The sequence below is a fragment of the Streptomyces sp. SAJ15 genome (assembly GCF_007595705.1).
GTDB lineage: Bacteria > Actinomycetota > Actinomycetes > Streptomycetales > Streptomycetaceae > Streptomyces.
In genome coordinates this window covers 641570-656437 of the sequence record NZ_NISY01000002.1, presented here as the reverse complement: position 1 = coordinate 656437, position 14868 = coordinate 641570, and the positions used below count along the sequence as shown (strand labels likewise).

The following is a 14868-nucleotide window of genomic DNA, read 5'->3' as shown; positions in this document are numbered from 1 at the left end:
GGCGCCGGAATCGTACGGGGGCCCCGCCGGCCCGTAGATCAGCGAAAGGCACGATGTGACGGACACTGTGGCAGACGTGGCACGCGTTGGCGTGGTGGGCTGCGGCCAGATGGGCGCGGGCATCGCCGAGGTGTGTGCCCGCTCCGGCCTGGACGTCAAGGTCGCCGAGACCACCGGCGAAGCACTGGAGCTGGGGCGCACCCGCCTGACCAACTCCCTGGGCAAGGCCGCCGAACGCGGCAAGATCACTCCGGAGGAGCGGGACTCCGCGCTCGACCGGCTCACCTTCACCACCGACCTCGGCGAGTTCGCCGACCGTGATCTGGTCATCGAGGCCGTGGTGGAGAACGAGCAGGTCAAGACGGAGATCTTTCAGATCCTGGACCAGGTGGTGACCCGCCCGGACGCCATCCTGGCCTCGAACACCTCCTCGGTGCCGCTGGTCAAGCTGGCGGTCGCCACCTCCCGGCCCGACCAGGTCATCGGCGTCCACTTCTTCAACCCGGCCCCGGTGCAGAAGCTCGTCGAGCTGATCCCGGCGCTGACCACCAGCGAGGAGACCATCAAGCGCTCCGAGGCGCTGGTGCAGGACCTGCTGGGCAAGCACCCGATCCGCGCCCAGGACCGCTCGGGCTTCGTCGTCAACGCGCTGCTCATCCCCTATCTGCTCTCCGCGATCCGGATGTTCGAGTCCGGCATCGCCAGCCGCGAGGACATCGACAACGGCATGGAGATGGGCTGCGCCCACCCCATGGGCCCGCTCAAGCTCGCGGACCTCATCGGCCTGGACACCGTGGCGGCCATCGCCGACTCGATGTACACGGAGTTCAAGGAGCCCCTGTACGCCGCTCCCCCGCTGCTCCAGCGCATGGTCGACGCGGGCCGACTGGGCCGCAAGTCGGGCTCCGGCTTCTACCCGTACGGCTGAGCCCCGCCCGCGGGTCCGTGCCGACGTCCTGACCCCTGACGCGCCCGTGGCGCTGCCGCACGCATCACCCGCCTCCGCACCGAGGTCGCCGACGCGGCCCTGTCGCCCCCCTCCCCGCCTGCTCGGTGAGGGGGGCGTCGGCGTCCTGGAGCGGGCGCGACAGCGCTTACCGATGTCGTCCGGGTTCTGCTTCCTCCGCTGATGTGCGCGGGGGCGCAACGGCTTTCACACCGGAGTTCGCACGGGGTGTGCGGGACCGACCCGCACTCGCCCCCCGCACACGCTCCCGTCGGCCGCCGGATCGCGGTTGACTCGGACCGTTGGAGCACACACGGAACCACCACCGGAAGCCCACGGAACCGCCGTGGACGACATCCGGAAACCACCGTGAAAGGGGATTCAGACCGTGACCACCGAGCCCGAGCAGACCGTGGCCGCCGCGGAGCTCGCGGAACTCCGCCGGACCGTCGACGTGACCCAGGCCCGCGTCGAGGGACAGCTCGCCCTCCTCGCCCATCGGGGCGACGAGGCCGCCGCCGATCTGGCCCAACTCACCGCCCGGGTGCGCGTGCTGGAGCACAGCCGCTGGCCGTTGCCGTCCATCGCCGCGCTGACCGGGGTGTGCGCGCTCCTCCTCGCGCTGTGGCAGGCGGCCGGCCGCTGAGACGACGACCGGCCGCCGGGGCGCCGGATTCGGCTCAGCCGAGCCGGAGGTGGTACAGGAGCATCAGGGCGGCCGCCATGTTGGCGGCCGGGACCTCACCGCGCGCGATCATGTCGGGTACCGCCCTGAGCGGCACCCACTGGCGACGGTCGGACTCGAACTCGTCCTCCGGAGGCCCCACATAGGTCGCCTCCTGTGCCCAGTAGATGTGGTGCCGGGCGTCGGTGAGCCCGTTGGAGGGCTCCACGGAGAGCAGATGCCGCAGCGGGCCGGGGCGCCAGCCCGTCTCCTCCTCCATCTCTCGGGCCGCCGCGACGGCGATGTCCTCGCCGTCCTCGACCACGCCCGCGGGCAGCTCCCAGCCCCAGTTGTCGGTGATGAACCGGTGCCGCCACAGCAGCAGCACCTCATCGGCGTCGTTGACCGCCGTGGCCACGGCGACCGGACGCAGCCGGATCAGGAAATGATCGAGATGACGGCCGTCGGGGAGTTCGACGTCGGCGAGGTTCACCCGGAACCATCGGTTCTCGTACACGGTCTCTTCCCCGAGATTCTTCCAAAGCACTGTCAGCCACCTTCCGCCGGGTAGATGGCAGCATGCCGACGGGGAGGGCCGACCGTGCTCAGAGGGGCACGCGCAACGCCCCGTCGATCAGCTCCGCGGCCTCGGAGGTCGCCGAGCAACCGCTCTCCGCCAGGTGCTCGCGCACCGCGCGGAGTCGGTCGCGTAATCGCTGCGACTCCATTCCGCGGGCCCGCTCGGTCATTTCCACCGCCGTGGCCACCGCCTGGTCCGCGTCACCTTGGCGCAGCTCGATATGGGTGAGCATGGCCAGCCGGTGCACCCGGCCCCGGTCGTGGGCGGGGGTGCCGACGGCCGCGGTGGCGTGCTCGCGCGCCGCGCCCAGCTCGCCCAGGCTCAACAGCGCCTCCGCCACCTGCACGTTCACCAGTCCGGGCTGGACATAGCCGGTCTCGTCGGGCTCCTGTCCACGCCGGATGTGCTCGGCGGCGGTCTCGGCCCGCCGGATGCAGGAGAGCGCCCCCGTGCCGTCGCCCAGCCGCGCGTACGCCTTGGCCTGCATCGCGTACAGGTCGGCGGCGAGCGCGGGGGTGAGGTGCGGGCCGGCGGCCCGCAGCGCGGACTCGGCGAACGCCACCGCCTGCCGGTACTCCTTCATGAACAGCGACTGGTTGACGAGCAGCGCGATCACATACGCGCCCAGACCGCGGTCCCCGCTGGCCTTGGCCAGCCGCAGGGCCTGGTGGAAGTAGCGCTGGGCGAGGCCGTGCGCGTCCGAGTCGTAGGCGCAGATGCCGGCGACGGCCACCAGGCCGCCGGTCGCCCGGTGCAGCTGACGACCCGTCTGGTCGGGGTAACTTCCGCGCAGCAACGGCGCGGCCTCGGAGTTGAGGAACCCGACGACGCGGACGCGGGTCGCGACACCGCCGGCCTTGCGGTACAGCTGCTCGTAGTGGGCGCGCGCGGCGCGCAGCATCTCGATGTCGGCCATGCTCACCCGGGTCAGTCCGGACCGGGAGACGTCCGAGTCCTCCGGGGGGTTCTCCCACTCCCATACCGGGATCACCGCCGAGGTGCCGGTGACGGCGGGGGCGCTCAGCACATGGGGCCGCTGCTGCTCGTCGGATCGCCACAGCGCGGTGGCCCGCTCCACGAAGCCGGACAGCGGGGTGCTGGGGGTGCGCGGACTGCCGGGCGTGCCGAGCCCGATGTCGTCCAGGGTGAGCGCCCGGCGCAGCCGCTCCCCCAACACCTCGCAGACCAGGTCCGGTACCTGCCCGCGGGGCCGTTGGCCCTTCAGCCAGCGCGCCACCGCGGTGTGCTCGTAACGCAGCGTCAGTCCGCGTGCTCGGCCCGCCTCGTTGATGTGCGCGGCCAGCCCCGCGTGCGAGATGCCGGCCTCGTCGAGTAAGGAGTCGAGGAGTGTGTTGGGCTCCATCCCGTGCCCTCCCGAGGTGCTGGGTGCGTTTTCAGCCTAGTGGAGCGCGTTTCGCACGGGGTGTGAAAGCCGGTGCGCCTCTCCGGGTGCCGGGCCGGTCACGCCGGTCGTGACCGGCGCCGTGTCACCAGGGGCGGGTGGAGCCGGCGGGCCCGGCGCAGCCGGCCGGTTGGGCGGGCAGCCGCTCCCGGTCGTTGCGCAGCGCCAACAGGGCGACGTCGTCGGCCAGCCGCCCTCCGCTGTGCTCGACCACCTTGGCCTGCATCGACGCGACGACCGTCGCGGGGGCGGCGGTGGCGCTGCGGGCCACGTCGACCAGCGAGCGGTCCAGCGGGAAGAAGTTCCCCTGCGCGTCCCGGGCGTCCTCGGCGCCGTCGGTGTGCAGCACCAGCACGTCGCCGGGGAGCAGCCGGGTGCAGTGCACGGTCGACAGCTCGGCCGGCAGCGGGAACAGGCCGAGCGGCGGCATCGCCTCCGCGGGGTCGAGCTGTCGGGCCCGCGGCTCGCCGGTGAGCTCGTAGAACAGCTGATGTGGCCAGGGGTGGCCGCAGTTGAGGGCGGTGACCTCGCCGTCGGGGCGCACCTCCAGGAGGAGCACGGTCACGAAGTCCTCACCGGCCGGGCTCGCGGGCTCCTCGCGGCAGGAGGCGGGGCGGGCGTCCCGGCCGCAGGGGTGGTCCGCGGTCTCCGCGCCCGTCTCCGCGCCCGCGCCGGCGGTCGCGTCCGGGCTCCGGGGGTCCGCGGCGCGGCCCGGGTCGGCCGGGGCTCCGGGCCACGCGGCACACGTCGCCTCGGCCACCGGGTGCTCGGGGCAGGCCCGCTCCCACAGGTGCCGGTGGTGCGCCCGCTCGAGCCGGCGCAGCACATCGGTCAGGTCCGGCTCGTCGTGCGCGGCCTCGCGGAAGCTGCCGAGGACGGCGGCGACGGTGCCGAGCGCGGCGAGTCCATGGCCGCGCACATCGCCGATGACCACCCGTACGCCGTGGGCGGTGGCCAGCGCCTCGTAGAGATCGCCGCCGAGCGCGGAGCCGCTGGTGGCGGAGAGGTGGCCGCCCGCGACCGCGATGCCGTCCAGGCGGGTGGGCAGTGGTCGCAGCACCACGTCCTGTGTGGCGGCCGCGACCTCCCTGGCCTGCTCCAGCTCGCGGACCAGGCGCAGCCGGCGGCCGGAGGTCAGATAGCTGGCGCCGACCACGGCGACGATCGCACCGCAGGTGCCGGCCCGCGCCTCGAAGTCCTCGCCCTGGTCGGCCGGCCGGGCCTCGCCGATGGGCACGAGCGCGAACAGGGCGCTCACCCCGCCCATCACCACGCACAGCCGACGACCGCTGCCGGCGCACGCGATGGCCGGAGCGGCGGCGAGCAGTTGCACCAGCTGTGTGTCGAGGGGACTGAGCGTCTCCCAGACCACGACGGCGAGCACCCACAGGGCGGGCAGCGTCAGGACGAGCTGGCGGACGCACCACCCGGCGCCGGCACGCAGGCAGCACAAAACCCTGGTCCCGATCATGCAGTCGGCCCCCCTAGCAACCGATGAGGCGGTTGGCCGGCCCTGGTGTCGACGCATGCGGTGGGCCTTGGCGATCGGCACGATTCTCGCGACCTTCCGCCCCGAATTGACCACTCTCCGTATGATTCTCACCCGATCGGGTGACTTCCCTACGGGGGCGGCGACGGCGTGCGTGGACGAACCCGAAAGGGCGCGTTCCCCGACGCCCCGGGGCAGGCGCTCCCACCGCCCCGACGCCTCCGCCCTCGCCCCGGCGCACCCGGCCCACGCACGAGCCGGGGCACGCCCCGGCGCCGCCCTGGTGGATGTGGCCGCGGACGCGCGAAGGCGCACCCCGGGGTGGGATGCGCCTTCATGGGTGGTGCCGGAGCCGGCCGCGGGTCAGGCGCCGCGGAGGACGGCTCCGGTGCGCTCGACGGCGGTGGCCACGGCGGCGTCGCGGGCCGCGGACGCCTCCTCGGCGGTCAGCGTCCGGTCGGCGGCGCGGAAGCGCAGCGCGTACGCGAGCGACTTCCTGCCCTCGCCGAGCTGCTCACCGGTGAACACGTCGAACAGCCGCAGCGATTCGAGGAGCTCGCCGGCGCCCGCGCGGAGCGCGGCCTCCACGTCGGCGGCCGCGACCGAGGCGTCGACGACCAGCGCGACATCCTGGGTGGCCACCGGGAAGGTGGACACGCGCGGGGCCTGGACGGCGCCCGCCCCGGCCCGCTCCAGGCGGTCCAGCTCGATCTCCATCGCGCAGGTGCGCTCCGGCAGGCCGAGCGCCTTGGTGACGCGCGGGTGGAGCTCGCCGGCGTTGCCGACCAGGATCTCCTCGCCGTCGACGACGGCGAGCAGCGCGGCGCACCGGCCCGGGTGCCACGGCGCCTGCTGGTCCTGGCGGACGATCAGCTCCACACCCGCCTCACGGGCCACGGTGCGGCCCGCCTCGACGGCGTCCGCCCAGCCGGCGGCGCGGCCCTCGCTCCACCAGCCGGCCTGCTCACGGGAGCCGGTGAGCACCACGGCGACGCGGCGCGGCTGCTGCGGCAGCGCGGCGTTGAGCGTGGCGATCTCCTCGTCCGTGGGACGGCGGTCGACCGGGAGCGTGGCGGCGACGGGCTCGTCACCGGTGGTGCGGAAGACCAGGCCGGTCTCGAAGAGCGCCAGGTCGTGCTCGCCGCGGCCGATGTTGCGGCGCAGCGCGCCGAGCAGCCCCGGGAGCAGGGTGGTGCGCAGCGCCGGCTCGGTGTCGGAGAGCGGGTTGACCAGGCGCACCAGGTTGCGGCGCGGGTCGTCGGCCTCCAGGCCCAGCTGGTCGAGCGCCTCCTCGCCGATGAACGGGTAGTTGAGCGCCTCGGTGTAGCCGGCGCCGGCCAGTGCCCGGCCGACCCGGCGGTGCAGCCGCTGCCGCGCGGTGAGGCCGCGGCCGGCGGGCGGCAGCGGGAGGGTGGCGGGCAGGTTCTCGTAGCCCTCCAGCCGGATGACCTCTTCGGCGAGGTCGTTGGGGTCCCGCAGGTCGGGGCGCCAGCTGGGCACCGTGACGGTCAGGTCGTCGGCGCCGTAGACGTCGCAGCCGACCTGCTGCAGGCGGCGCACCACGGTCTCGCGGCCGTAGGCGACGCCGGCCACGCGGTCCGGGTGGTCGGCGCGGACGGTGATGGTGCGCGGTCCGCGCGGGGAGACGACCTCGGTGACGCCGGCCTCGGCGGTGCCGCCGGCGAGCAGCACCAGCAGGTCCACGGTGCGCTGCGCGGCCGCCGAGGCGGCCTCGGGGTCCACGCCGCGCTCGAAGCGCCGCGACGCCTCGGAGGAGAGCTTGTGGCGGCGGGCGGTGCGGGCGATGGAGACCGGGTCGAAGTGCGCGGCCTCGATGACCACGTCGGTGGTGCCGGTGACGGTGCCGGTGGCGTCGTCGAAGACGGCGTCGGCGACCTCGGTGTTGGCCCCGCCCATCACGCCGGCCAGGCCGATCGGCCCGTTGTCGTCGGTGATGACGAGGTCCTCGGCGTCCAGGATCCGCTGGCTGCCGTCGAGGGTGGTGAGCTTCTCGCCGGGCTCGGCGCGGCGCACCCCGATCGACCCGGCGAGGCGGGACCGGTCGTAGGCGTGCAGCGGCTGGCCCAGTTCGAGCATCACGTAGTTGGTGACGTCGACCGCCAGCGAGATCGGGCGCATCCCGGCCTTCTGGAGCCGGCGCTGGAGCCAGATCGGGGAGCGCGCCTCCGGGTCGAGCCCGGTGACGACGCGCGCGGTGAAGCGGTCGCAGCCGATCGGGTCGGCGACCTTGACGGGGTAGCCGTAGGAGTTCGGGGCGGGCACGTCCAGCAGCGCCGGGTCGCGCAGCGGCAGCCCGTAGGCGGTGGCCGCCTCGCGGGCGATGCCGCGCAGCGACAGGCAGTAGCCGCGGTCCGGGGTGACGGCGATGTCGAGCACCTCGTCGACGAGCTCCAGCAGCTCCATGGCGTCGGTGCCGGGCTCGTACTCCGGCGGCAGCACGATGATGCCGTCGTGGTCGTCCGACATGCCCAGCTCGCTGGCCGAGCAGATCATGCCCTCGGAGACCTTGCCGTAGGTCTTACGGGAGGCGATCTTGAAGTCGCCGGGCAGCACCGCGCCGGGCAGCACGACGACGACCTTGTCGCCGACCGCGAAGTTCCGGGCGCCGCAGACGATGTTCTGCGGCTCGCCGGTGCCGTTGGCCGTGCCGACGTCCACCTGGCAGTAGCGGATCGGCTTCTTGAAGCCCTCCAGCTCCTCGATGGCCAGGACCCGGCCGACGACCAGGGGGCCTTCGAGGCCCGTGCCGAGCCGGTCGACGGTCTCGACCTCGAGCCCGGCGGCGATGAGCTTGGCCTGCACGTCACGGCCGGTCTCGCCGGCCGGCAGATCGACGTACTCCCGCAGCCAAGAAAGCGGGACCCGCATCAGATCTCCATCCCGAAGGGCCGGGTGAAGCGCACGTCACCCTCGACCATGTCTCGCATGTCTTCCACGTTGTGGCGGAACATCAGCATCCGCTCGATCCCGAAGCCGAAGGCGAACCCGCTGTACCTCTCCGGGTCGATGCCGCAGGCGATCAGCACCCGCGGGTTGACCATGCCGCAGCCGCCCAGCTCGATCCAGCCCTCGCTGCCACACGTCCGGCAGGGGCGGTCGGGGTCGCCCACCGACTCGCCGCGGCAGACGTAGCACTCCATGTCCATCTCGGCGGACGGCTCGGTGAACGGGAAGAAGTTGGGGCGCAGCCGGGTGCTCATGCCCTCCCCGAACAGCGCCTGCACCATGTGGTCCAGGGTGCCCTTGAGGTCCGCCATGGTCAGGCCCTCGTCGATGGCGAGCAGCTCGACCTGGTGGAAGACCGGGGTGTGGGTGGCGTCCAGCTCATCGGTGCGGAACGTGCGGCCCGGGCAGATCACGTAGATCGGCGGCTCGCGGTCCAGCATCGAGCGGACCTGCACCGGCGAGGTGTGGGTGCGCAGCACGACACCGGAGTCGGTCCCCTTGGGGCCCTTCACGAAGAAGGTGTCCTGCATCTCGCGGGCCGGGTGGTCCGGGGGGAAGTTGAGCGCGTCGAAGTTGAACCACTCGGCCTCGACCTCGGGGCCCTCGGCGACCTCGTAGCCCATGGCCACGAAGACGTCCTCGATGCGCTCGGAGAGCGTGGTGATCGGGTGCCGGGCGCCGGCGGGCACGCGGTCGTACGGCAGCGTGACGTCCACCGCCTCCTCGACCAGCACGCGCGCGTCGCGCTCCGCCTCCAGCTCCTCCTGGCGGGCCTTGAGGGCCTGGTTCACCTGCCCGCGCGCCTGGCCGACGCGCTTGCCCGCGTCCGCCTTGGCGTGCGGCGGCAGGGCGCCGATCTCGCGGTTGGCGAGCGCCAGCGGCGAGCGGTCACCGGTGTGCGCCACCTTGACCTCGCGCAGCGCAGCCAGGTCACCGGCGGCGGCGATGGCGGCGAGCGCCTCGTCCCGCATGCGGGCGATCTCTTCCGGTTTCAGTGCCTCGACCTCGACCGGGTCGTACGACTTATTGGGTGCCGACATCTCTTCCCGTGCTTCCGTTCGGCTGGCTTTGGGGGTCCCCGCAGAGGACAAGGACGCAAAGGTGCCAAAGGCCGAGTCTACGGGGCGTACGAGGGTGAAGAGCCCGCGGGCCGCTCAGGCCATGAAGGCCGGCGCGCCCACGGGCAGGGTAAATCGGAACTCGGCGCCGCCGCCGCGGGCCCGGCCGACGGTGATCGTCCCGCCGTGCGCCTCGACGATTCCCTTGACGATGTACAGGCCCAGGCCGGTGCCGCCGCGCTTGCTGCCCCGCCAGAAGCGGGTGAAGACGCGGCCCATCGACTCGTCGGGGATGCCGGGGCCCTCGTCGCTCACGGTGACGGCCGTCCCTTCCACCTGGCCCGACGATCCGGGGGGGCTCCCCCGGAAGGGTCCCGCGGCGGGCGCGGGAGCCACCTCAATGGTGACGGTTCCCTCGCCGTGACGCACCGCGTTTTCCAGCAGGTTGCTCAGCACCTGGTCGACCTTGTCCGGGTCGGCCCACAGCTTCGGCAGCGGCTCACGCACCAGGATCGGGAACCGCTCGGGGCGGTGGCCCGCGGTGGTGTACGCCTGGACGTGGCGTCGCACGGCGGCGACCAGGTCGACCGGCTGCCGGCGCACCTCCAGCCGTCCGGAGTCGATCCGGGAGATGTCCAGCAGCTCGGCTATCAGCCGGGTGACGCGGTTGGCGTCGGCGTCGACGGTCTCCAGCATCAGCCGCTTCTGGTCGTCCGTGAACCGCTCCCACTTGGCCAGCAGGGTGGCGGTGAACCCCTTGACCGAGGTGAGCGGCGAGCGCAGCTCGTGGGCGACGGTGGCGATCAGCTCGGCGTGGCTGCGCTCGGTGCGGCGACGGGCCTCGGTGCCGCGCAGCGAGACGACCAGCCGGTGCACGGGGCCGGTGGGGCGCTGGCGCACATAGCGCGCGGAGACCAGCACCTCGCGGCCGCCGGGGAGCAGCAGATTGCGCTCCGGCTGGCCGACCCGGATGGCCAGGCCGCCGTACGGATCGGTCAGCGCCCACCAGCGGCGGCCCTCCAGATCCTCCAACGGCAGGGCGCTCTCCAGGGGGCGGCCGATCGCCTCGGCCGCGCACAGCTCGGTGATCCGGGCCGCGGCGGCGTTGAAGCAGGTGACGCGGCCGTTCTCGTCGGCGACCACGAGGCCGTCCGGCAGGTCGTCCGGGTGCAGGCCGAGGCCGGCCGGATCGGGCAGCGTGAACGCCACGGCGGACGTCGGCGGGCCGGCGGACGCGCGTGCCGTCTCCGAGGCGGACACCCCCGCGGAGGCGGACACCCCCGCGGAGGAGGGCGCACCGGCCGAGGCGGGCGGCGCACCGGCAGCCGCCGCGGTGGTGCGCGGGGCCGGCAGGGCGGCGGCCGCGCGCCGGGTCGTCGTGGCGGCGGCTACCGCGGGCGGGGTGGCGGGTGACGTCGTCGGGGCGGCTGCCCCGACCCGTGTCGCCGACGTGGGTGTGCCGCGGTCGGCGGGCGTGGACGGATCCCGGCCCGGCGGCTCGCGCCGCTCACGCCGCTCCGCCCGGCGCGCGCCCGCTCCGGGCGCATGGGCGCTCCTCATCCCGGCACTGGAGGTCCCGACCTCCATCCGCGCACCCCCTTTCGGGCCCCCAGGGAGTGCAACCCTACTAGCTGGATGTGACGGAGCGGCACCCTCCGGGCGCACGCTGCGCACGCGCGGAGGCGTAGAGGCACACCGCGGCGGCCGTGGCGAGGTTGAGGCTCTCGGCCCGGCCGTGGATCGGGACGCGCACGACGGCGTCGGCCAGCGCGCGGGTCTCCTCCGGGAGACCCCACGCCTCGTTGCCGAAGATCCACGCGGTCGGGCCGCCCATGGCGCCCGCGTCGAGCTCGGCGTCCAGGTCCGCCTCGCCCGCGCCGTCGGCGGCCAGCAGCCGCACCCCGGCCTCGCGCAGCCCGCCGACCACGGTCTCCACCGGCACGCCCACGGCGACCGGGAGGTGGAAGAGGGAGCCCACGGAGGCGCGCACCGCCTTGGGGTTGTACAGGTCGACCGAGGCGTCGGTGAGCACGACCGCCTCCGCGCCCGCGGCGTCGGCGCAGCGCAGCACGGTGCCGGCGTTGCCGGGGTCGCGGACGTTCGCCAGCACGGCGACCAGCTTGGGGCGGGCCCGCACGATCTCCCCGAACGGCGTGTCCAGGAAGCGGCACAGCCCGACGACGCCCTGCGGGGTGACCGTGTCCGACATCTCCGCGATGACCTCGTCGGTGGCGGTCAGCACGGGGATGCCCGCGTCCCGCGCCGCGGCGACGATGTCCGCGTGCCGCGCGGCCGCCTCCGGCGTCGTGTACACCTCCACGAGGTGCTGGATCGCCTCCCGCACGGCCTGCGGCCCCTCGGCCAGGAACCGCCGCTCCTTGCCGCGGAAGCTGCGCTTGGCCAACCGCCGGGCCGCGATGACACGCGGCGATCGCAGGGAGGTCAGCTCGGGGGCCATGGCGTTCTGCTCGCTTCGGGGAGGAGGGGCGTCCCGCGCGGTCGCCTGGGCGGCGGGCGGGGTGCCGGTGGGTCGGTGGGCGGGGCGCCGCCGGACGGCGTGGGCGGCCCGGCGTCGGGGCGCATGAGACGACCGGACCCGCAGGCGAATGTTCGCCTGCGGGTCCGGTCACGCCGTGCGGCTCAGTGCGACCGTCAGGCCGCGGAGGCCGCCTTCGGGGCGTTGACGTCGCTCGGCAGCGCCTTCTGGGCCACCTCGACCAGCGCGGCGAACGCGTTGGCGTCGTTGACCGCGAGGTCGGCCAGGATCTTGCGATCGACCTCGACGTTGGCGGCCTTCAGACCCTGGATGAAGCGGTTGTAGGTCATGCCGTTGGCGCGGGCAGCGGCGTTGATGCGCTGGATCCACAGCTGACGGAAGTCGCCCTTGCGCTTCTTACGGTCGTTGTAGTTGTAAACGAAGGAGTGGGTGACCTGCTCCTTCGCCTTGCGGTACAGGCGGGAACGCTGGCCCCGGTAGCCGCTGGCCTGCTCCAGGATCGCCCGGCGCTTCTTGTGGGCGTTGACTGCGCGCTTGACGCGTGCCACTTGATTAACTCCTTGTACGGGGCCGCGGATATGTCACACGGCCCGGAAACGAATGGGTCCCGAACTCAGTCGCGCACCCCGCCGGAGCGGGGCGGGGGCGTCACTTGCCGAGAAGCTTCTTGATCTTCTTGGCGTCGGCCGGGGCCATCTCGACCGTGCCGGCGAGGCGGCGCGTCAGCGTGGACGACTTGTGCTCGAGAAGGTGGCGGCGACCGGCGCGCTGGCGGACCACCTTGCCGGAGCCGGTGATCTTGAAACGCTTGCTGGCACCACTGTGCGTCTTGTTCTTCGGCATGTCGCCGTTCTCTCCTCGTCGGTGGCGCTTCCGAGGCAGTCGACCGGTGAAACCGGGCAGGCGGAAGCGTCAGCTGTTTCCATTGGACCCCGGGGCGGGTGGCCCCGGAGATGCCGGGGCTCACGCCCCGGACGTCACGCCTCGGCGGGCTCCTCGGCAGGCTCCTCCGCAGGGGCGTCGCCCTGCTGGCGCGCGGCCTTGCGGGCGGCCTGGGCCTCGCGGGCCTCGGCCATCGCCTCGGTCTTCTTCTTGTGCGGACCGAGGACCATGATCATGTTGCGGCCGTCCTGCTTCGGGTTCGACTCCACGAAGCCCAGATCCTGGACGTCCTCCGCGAGGCGCTGCAGCAGCCGGTAGCCGAGCTCCGGCCGGGACTGCTCACGTCCACGGAACATGATCGTGATCTTGACCTTGTCGCCCTGCTTGAGGAACCGGACGACGTGACCCTTCTTGGTGTCGTAGTCGTGCGGGTCGATCTTCGGCCGGAGCTTCATCTCCTTGATGACCGTGTGCGCCTGGTTCTTGCGCGCCTCACGGGCCTTCATGGCCGACTCGTACTTGAACTTTCCGTAGTCCATGAGCTTGCAGACCGGCGGACGGGCGTTCGCCGCCACCTCGACCAGGTCGAGGTCGTACTCCTGCGCAAGCTCCAGGGCCTTGGCAAGCGGCACAATGCCGACCTGCTCGCCACTGGGACCGACGAGTCGCACCTCGGGGACGCGAATCCGGTCGTTGATGCGGGGCTCGGCGCTGATGGATCCTCCTCGGTTGCACCACACGACCGCCTGGCGGACAGCCGCGTAAAGCCTGTTTCGGTTCGACCCACCGCGCCCCGGACGCGAAAAACGCCCCGGACGGGACACAGGCGGGGCTCCATACAACCGGGAGCACCACCGTGCGTATTCCACGGGGCGCAACATGACCGGTGACCCGCCGACCGCTGGTCGACTGGGTGGGAGATCGGAGCCTCCACTTGTGGGCTGGTACAGGTGTCCAGCCGGTCGTGGCCCCAACTCTACACGACTCGGGAGCGAGACGCTTCCCGTGCGGCCGGCGGAGGGCGAGCGTCCGGGGGCGCCTAGGCTGGGGCCGGCACCGTCCACCAGAAAGTTGAGCCATGAGCGACGCCACCCCCGCCCCGAACGACCCCAACGGTTCGAACGCCTCCCACCCCGGCTTCGACGCGATGACCCGCGACATCGCGGACGTGCCCGCGGTCGAGGTCATCACGACGGTGGCGGTCCACCTGATGAGTGCCGCCGCGGTCAACCTCGGGCTGGCCGAGGAGGGCGAGCGGCACAAGGACCTCGATGAGGCCCGGAAGCTGATCAACGCCCTGGCGGGCCTGGTGACCGCCAGCGCCACCGAGATCAGCTCCTTCCACGCCGCGCCGCTGCGGGACGGCCTGAAGTCGCTGCAGCTCGCCTTCCGCGAGGCGTCCGTGGTGCCGGACGAGCCGGGCCAGGGGCCCGGCGAGAAGTTCACTGGGCCGATCTTCTCGAGCTGACGTAAGCCCCGGGCGGGCCTGGTGCGCGGGGTCGGACCGTCGTCCTAGCCTCGGCCGGGTCCCGCCCGCCCCGGGCCCCCGGCCCGCGGAGTGGTCTCGGCCGTCTCGTCCGCCGTCTGCGCGTGGATGTACTGGTGCACCAGGGCCGCCAGCGCGCCGCCGACCAGCGGCGCGATCAGGAACAGCCAGAACTGGGCCATCGCGTCACCCCCGGCGAAGATCCCCGGGCCGAGGCTCCGCGCGGGGTTCACCGAGGCGCCGGTGAGCGGCACCCCCACCATCGTCACCACGGCTAGGGTCAGCCCGATCGGCAGCGGGTCGAAGCCTCCGACCAGGACCGTCTGGGTCACCGAGAGGAACACGAAGACCAGCAGGAAGGTGAGCACCACCTCCGCGAGGAAGGCGCCCCCCGCGTCCATGCTCACCGCGGACCGGTCGCCGTAGCCGTTGCTGCCGAAGGCGCCGGACGTCTTCAGGTCCGGCACCTGCTTGGCCACCAGGAAGAGCAGCGCGGCCCCCACGATGGCGCCGACGATCTGCGCGATCCAGTACTCGATGGCCGTACGCAGCTCGATGCGCCGGGCCATCAGCACGCCGAGGGTGATCGCCGGGTTCAGATGGCAGCCCGAGATCCGACCCAGCGCGTAGGACAGCCCCACCATCGTGAAGCCGAAGGCCAGCGCGATGCCCGTGGTGCCCAGATAGCGCGCCCCCAGGACCGCGGAGCCCACCCCGAAGAACACCAGCAGCAGCGTGCCGACGAACTCCGAGAGGGCCGTACGGATCTCGGCCTCGCTGATGTCGAGCGTTCTGGTCTCCATGGCGCTCTCCTCGACCGGGTCGCGATCATTGCTTGCATTCTCGGACAATCCGGAATGTTTCGCGCGTCGAAGATCAGCGGTGCGGGTGGGGATG

Annotated in this window: 14 protein-coding genes; 3 read left to right on the top strand and 11 right to left on the bottom strand. The window is 72.9% G+C overall.

What is annotated here, in order from left to right; translation table 11 throughout:
* Positions 1 to 67 precede the first annotated feature (67 nt).
* Together CD790_RS08225 and CD790_RS08220 are read left to right on the top strand one after the other, a co-directional pair.
* Entirely contained in the window at positions 68 to 928 is an 861-nt protein-coding gene (locus CD790_RS08225; protein WP_144382372.1) for a 3-hydroxybutyryl-CoA dehydrogenase, read from the top strand.
* Positions 929 to 1334: 406 nt separating this feature from the next.
* A complete protein-coding gene (locus CD790_RS08220) occupies positions 1335 to 1592 on the top strand; it encodes a hypothetical protein (RefSeq protein WP_144382371.1) in 258 nt (85 codons plus the stop codon).
* A 34-nt stretch (positions 1593 to 1626) separates the two neighbouring features.
* Here CD790_RS08220 and CD790_RS08215 read toward each other — a convergent pair whose 3' ends face one another.
* The 10 genes from CD790_RS08215 to infC all read right to left on the bottom strand — a co-directional run bounded on the left by CD790_RS08215 (position 1627) and on the right by infC (position 13225).
* Complete coding sequence (locus CD790_RS08215) at positions 1627 to 2157, bottom strand: NUDIX hydrolase (RefSeq protein WP_144382370.1); 531 nt, start codon at positions 2155 to 2157, stop codon at positions 1627 to 1629.
* Between the two features lie 58 nt (positions 2158 to 2215).
* Complete coding sequence (locus CD790_RS08210; protein WP_144382369.1) at positions 2216 to 3553, bottom strand: transcriptional regulator; 1338 nt, start codon at positions 3551 to 3553, stop codon at positions 2216 to 2218.
* 124 nt (positions 3554 to 3677) lie between these two features.
* Positions 3678 to 5063 (bottom strand): PP2C family protein-serine/threonine phosphatase, encoded by a 1386-nt coding sequence (locus tag CD790_RS08205; RefSeq protein ID WP_186318925.1) that lies wholly within the window; start codon positions 5061 to 5063, stop codon positions 3678 to 3680.
* A gap of 381 nt (positions 5064 to 5444) precedes the next feature.
* On the bottom strand, positions 5445 to 7970 hold the full coding sequence (gene pheT, locus CD790_RS08200) for a phenylalanine--tRNA ligase subunit beta (protein WP_144382367.1): 2526 nt from the start codon (positions 7968 to 7970) through the stop codon (positions 5445 to 5447).
* Positions 7970 to 9088, bottom strand: coding sequence for a phenylalanine--tRNA ligase subunit alpha (gene pheS / locus CD790_RS08195; RefSeq protein ID WP_144382366.1), 1119 nt, complete (start codon positions 9086 to 9088; stop codon positions 7970 to 7972). The genes pheT and pheS overlap by 1 nt, the downstream gene beginning before the upstream one ends.
* A 114-nt stretch (positions 9089 to 9202) precedes the next feature.
* Positions 9203 to 10666, bottom strand: a complete 1464-nt coding sequence (locus CD790_RS08190; protein WP_260867411.1) for an ATP-binding protein — start codon at positions 10664 to 10666, stop codon at positions 9203 to 9205.
* 67 nt (positions 10667 to 10733) lie between these two features.
* The gene (locus tag CD790_RS08185; protein ID WP_144382365.1) at positions 10734 to 11564 is read right to left on the bottom strand and encodes an RNA methyltransferase; all 831 of its coding nucleotides are present in this window, start codon (positions 11562 to 11564) and stop codon (positions 10734 to 10736) included.
* Between the two features lie 194 nt (positions 11565 to 11758).
* Positions 11759 to 12151: a 50S ribosomal protein L20 gene (gene rplT, locus CD790_RS08180; RefSeq protein ID WP_144382364.1), complete on the bottom strand. Its 393-nt coding sequence runs from the start codon at positions 12149 to 12151 to the stop codon at positions 11759 to 11761.
* A gap of 100 nt (positions 12152 to 12251) precedes the next feature.
* The gene (gene rpmI / locus CD790_RS08175) at positions 12252 to 12446 is read right to left on the bottom strand and encodes a 50S ribosomal protein L35 (protein ID WP_144382363.1); all 195 of its coding nucleotides are present in this window, start codon (positions 12444 to 12446) and stop codon (positions 12252 to 12254) included.
* Between the two features lie 134 nt (positions 12447 to 12580).
* Positions 12581 to 13225 carry a translation initiation factor IF-3 gene (infC, locus tag CD790_RS08170; RefSeq protein ID WP_144382362.1) on the bottom strand — a complete coding sequence of 215 codons (645 nt, stop codon included), beginning with the start codon at positions 13223 to 13225 and terminating at the stop codon, positions 12581 to 12583.
* Positions 13226 to 13563: 338 nt separating this feature from the next.
* Here infC and CD790_RS08165 point away from each other — a divergent pair, with 338 nt between their 5' ends.
* Positions 13564 to 13953 carry a DUF1844 domain-containing protein gene (locus CD790_RS08165; protein ID WP_144382361.1) on the top strand — a complete coding sequence of 130 codons (390 nt, stop codon included), beginning with the start codon at positions 13564 to 13566 and terminating at the stop codon, positions 13951 to 13953.
* Between the two features lie 44 nt (positions 13954 to 13997).
* Here the strand turns inward: CD790_RS08165 and CD790_RS08160 are convergent, their stop codons facing one another.
* On the bottom strand, positions 13998 to 14774 hold the full coding sequence (locus CD790_RS08160) for an MIP family channel protein (RefSeq protein ID WP_144382360.1): 777 nt from the start codon (positions 14772 to 14774) through the stop codon (positions 13998 to 14000).
* Positions 14775 to 14868: the final 94 nt, after the last annotated feature.

Bases quoted from the DNA above. Each gene is read 5' to 3' on its own strand.
- CD790_RS08160 (WP_144382360.1), bottom strand. From the start codon at position 14,774: ATGGAGACCAGAACGCTCGACATCAGCGAGGCCGAGATCCGTACGGCC.
- pheS (WP_144382366.1), bottom strand. From the start codon at position 9,088: ATGTCGGCACCCAATAAGTCGTACGACCCGGTCGAGGTCGAGGCACTG.
- CD790_RS08190 (WP_260867411.1), bottom strand. From the start codon at position 10,666: ATGAGGAGCGCCCATGCGCCCGGAGCGGGCGCGCGCCGGGCGGAGCGG.
- CD790_RS08185 (WP_144382365.1), bottom strand. From the start codon at position 11,564: ATGGCCCCCGAGCTGACCTCCCTGCGATCGCCGCGTGTCATCGCGGCC.
- CD790_RS08210 (WP_144382369.1), bottom strand. From the start codon at position 3,553: ATGGAGCCCAACACACTCCTCGACTCCTTACTCGACGAGGCCGGCATC.
- CD790_RS08205 (WP_186318925.1), bottom strand. From the start codon at position 5,063: ATGATCGGGACCAGGGTTTTGTGCTGCCTGCGTGCCGGCGCCGGGTGG.
- rpmI (WP_144382363.1), bottom strand. From the start codon at position 12,446: ATGCCGAAGAACAAGACGCACAGTGGTGCCAGCAAGCGTTTCAAGATC.
- CD790_RS08165 (WP_144382361.1), top strand. From the start codon at position 13,564: ATGAGCGACGCCACCCCCGCCCCGAACGACCCCAACGGTTCGAACGCC.
- pheT (WP_144382367.1), bottom strand. From the start codon at position 7,970: ATGCGGGTCCCGCTTTCTTGGCTGCGGGAGTACGTCGATCTGCCGGCC.